The organism is Nocardia sp. NPDC058640, from assembly GCF_042716995.1.
Lineage (GTDB): Bacteria > Actinomycetota > Actinomycetes > Mycobacteriales > Mycobacteriaceae > Nocardia.
Map to the genome: position 1 here is coordinate 1 of NZ_JBHXRG010000063.1, position 3,288 is coordinate 3,288.

At 61.8% G+C, this 3,288-nt stretch carries 4 protein-coding genes; all 4 read right to left on the reverse strand.

Annotation, left to right across the window (positions count from 1 at the left end):
- On the reverse strand, nt 1-926 hold a 926-nt coding region (locus ACFWU5_RS29015; RefSeq protein WP_379247306.1), incomplete at its 3' end, for a hypothetical protein.
- 139 nt (nt 927-1,065) lie between these two features.
- Nucleotides 1,066-1,383 carry a hypothetical protein gene (locus ACFWU5_RS29020; RefSeq protein WP_379247305.1) on the reverse strand — a complete coding sequence of 106 codons (318 nt, stop codon included), beginning with the start codon at nt 1,381-1,383 and terminating at the stop codon, nt 1,066-1,068.
- Nucleotides 1,384-1,434: 51 nt separating this feature from the next.
- A complete protein-coding gene (locus tag ACFWU5_RS29025; RefSeq protein WP_379247303.1) occupies nt 1,435-2,844 on the reverse strand; it encodes a hypothetical protein in 1,410 nt (469 codons plus the stop codon).
- A 31-nt stretch (nt 2,845-2,875) separates the two neighbouring features.
- Nucleotides 2,876-3,288 (reverse strand): hypothetical protein (locus ACFWU5_RS29030; RefSeq protein WP_379270071.1); only part of this gene is annotated, 413 nt, incomplete at its 5' end.

The following is a 3,288-nucleotide window of genomic DNA, read 5'->3' on the forward strand; positions in this document are numbered from 1 at the left end:
ACCTCGCCAAAGAATTTACCGACCGGCTCAAGGGTGTTCTTACGCACGGCCTCGAAGACTTTTTGCACCGTGTCCCAGTTACCGACAATCAACGTCACAACGCCGATCAACGCCGCAATCCCCAACGCGATCATACCCAACGGGGACTTCATCATCGAAGCGTTGATCTTGCCGTGCGCACCGATCCACGACTTGGTAGCACCTTGCACACTCTTCCCGGCAGTCGACGAATTCTTCATCGCCTTAGTGAGATTCGCGAGCCCCTTCGGCGCCTTCGCCCACCCCGCAACCATTTTCGCGTGGGCGGCGCCGTGGTCGAGCATCGCCTTGAGGCTATCCTTCAGCGCCGCTGACTTACCTTTCAGCGCCGTAACTTTTGCCTTTATCTCCTTGATCGCCGCGCCGGATTTGCCGGTGTTCGATTTGCCTTTATCGCCGGGCGGTTTTTGTTTTCCACCAAGGCCGGGTTTGCGGGTGTCCACTTTCCCGTTTGCGCCTTGTGCACGCTTATCTGCCGTCTCGGGATCGTATTTCCGATTCGTCTTGGGGTCCGTCTTGTCGAAGCTATCGATAATCGACTGATGCAATCTGTCACCGGAGAGTCCGGCCTTCTCTCGGCGCCGCACCATCCCATCGAAGGTCGGACCATCCTTGTTGCGATACTTCCGCAAATCTCTGAATTGAAGCCAGCGAACACCCAGCCGGCTCTTCATCATATCGCGAGAGTCGAGGCGCGCTCGATGGCGAACCTCTTGCAGTCTTCTAGCACGTTCTTCTAACGAAACTCCGGCATCTTCCCACGCTTTATCAAGTGGCGAAGCCTTCCTGAGCTCGGCGTTATACCACTGTCTGGCGCCCTTGAAACTCAATGAGCGATCAGCGGGGCGGTCAGCACCGCTTTCCTCGTCCGAATCCATGGTTGTCACAACGACACTCCCTATGTGACCTCATCGCCGCGTTTCACATCCGACAACAATGCGGACCGTCACAAGGCGTAGAAAAGCAGTCGGAGAGCGATCCGAAAGACCGCTCTCCGACTGCTGGAGGTGTAAGATTTAGTTAGATTTATGCACAGTGGTCGCGAATGTACCGGGAAATATCCTCGATATCACTCTCAGAGCCGGCCACTCGACCTCCTTCATCGGGCCACCAGCTGAATCTGAGAATGCTCTTTCCGCGTTTCAGGTGAGTGCGGTTGTAGTCGATACCCGCATCGGGGCCATCGTATCCGTATACGACACGCCACCCGTTCTCGATGTAGGCGTCGAGTACCTGGCTATAGCATTTCGTCGGAATATACGACTCGGTGGGAAGTCGGCGAATTCGTTCCGCGCGATCAAAACATGAAGCCTGCACCATGTTATAGAGCGTCTTGAACTCCATATCCATCCTTAATTCCAGAGTCGTAGCAATTCTGACCTTGCACTGAGGATATCAACGCCGAACTGCGGCGTAGGTCAGTGCCTTTCGGGCGGCCAGCGCGGTGTCGTGCGTATGCGCGTGACCAGACGTCGGCGCACTGATGTTGACCGCGAGTGAGCGGTCGAGTCGATCGCCGCTCGGCGCGATCGGGCTGGCGATCGCCAGTTGGGGGCGGTCGGCTCGGGCCAGCGCCCGGGCTTGGGCGCCAGCGGTCACCGGCAATGATCGCGCGGTGGCCGCGTAGCCCGACCCGGTGGTCGACCTGGATTCGTTGTTGATCGCCTCGAGCACACCCCGGTGCTTGGCGGTGGCAGCCGCGTTGACGACGAACTCACCGTTGGACATCATCACCGGGACGGCGTCCTCGCGCGGTCCGCCTGGTCCACGGACCACACCACCATCGCGCATCTTGGTCGACCATTCGACCAGGGTGTCGCCGATCTTGGCCAGGCCGAGGTTCTTGCCGCCGACGACAGGCACCCAACTGGGAATGGTGAAGTCGAGCTTCTTCAGTACCTCGCCGACAGCTTTGAGCACGATCGCGCACGCCTTCTTGAGGGCGGTGAAAACATTGCCGATGATATCGCCGACGGAGTTGAACGCTCCCGAGACCACCTGCACGGTCTTCTTGAAGGCCGGGACAACCGTTTGGCTCCACACCTTCTCGAAGAAGTTGATGACCGGTTTGAGCGCCTTCTCGAATGCCTTGACCAGTGCGTCTTTGAGCTTGTTCAGCCAGTTCATGATCTTGTCGATCCACGGCTTCAGGTCGTCGACGATCTTCATGATCGTGCCGAGACCGCCCTCGCTCAGGGCCTTGTCCAGCTCGCCTTGCTGTTTCTCGTGCTCGCCGTGGTCCTTCGCGGCGTTCTTGTGCTCACCGCTCGACTGCTTGACTGCGGCGGCGAGGGGCGACATGCGGGTTGCGGCGGCCTTCGCCGCGTCGACCAGCTTCTTCGTCGCCGTGGCGTGCGGGGCCTCGAGGACGTCGGCGGCCTGCTGCGCGACGCCGAGTTCCTGCTGCGCGGTCACCAGCGCCTTGGCATCGTCGCCCTGGCCTTTGCCTTCACCCTCAGGGCCGCCCGTGCCGGGAGGCTTCTTCGCGCCCTGCGGTTTGCCGGCTCCGGCCTGCGGTTTTCTGACGGGCCGCTTGCTCCCCGGTGCCGGACGCGCACCACGCGGTTTCCCACCCGTCTGAGCGGGTGTGGCCGCGCCCCCTGGAGACTTCTGCTGACGCGCCGGCACACCCATCGGCGCCGCCGCGGCAAGCGCCGCGGCACCGGCGACGCCACCAGCCGCCGCACCGCCGACCTCGGCTGCGGCGTCGCCGTCGTCATCGAGTTCGTCTTCCTCGGGATCGAGATCGTCGAGTTCTTCTTCGTCTGGGTCGAGGTCGTCGTCCTCATGCAGGGATCGGGCCATCGTCTACTCCTTGGTCATGCGTCGCCGCGGTTTACCGCCGTCCGGCCGCGTAGGTGAGATCCCGTTGCGTAGCAACAGCTTTCGTGCGCAGGTAGGCGCTGTCGTGCTGGGTAGTCGTGAGGTTGATCGTGGTCGACCGATCGAATCGGTGCGTGGTCGCCACATCGGGCAACGCCTGGGCTGGTTTGACGCGCGAAAGACCCAGCGAGGCAACAACTTGCGCGTCCCGACCGCCGACATTGAGGGTGTCTTTGTTGATCGATTCCAACAGTGGCCCGTAGCGCGCCGTCGCCGCGGCGTTGACGACGAACTCGCCGTTGGACGCCAGCACCGGCACCCGGTCCTCGCGCGGACCACCCGGACCCCGCACCACGCCGCCATCAGCCATCCGTGCCGACTGCGCCCACGAGGTCATCGCCCCACCGAGTCCGGCCAGGCTGAGCG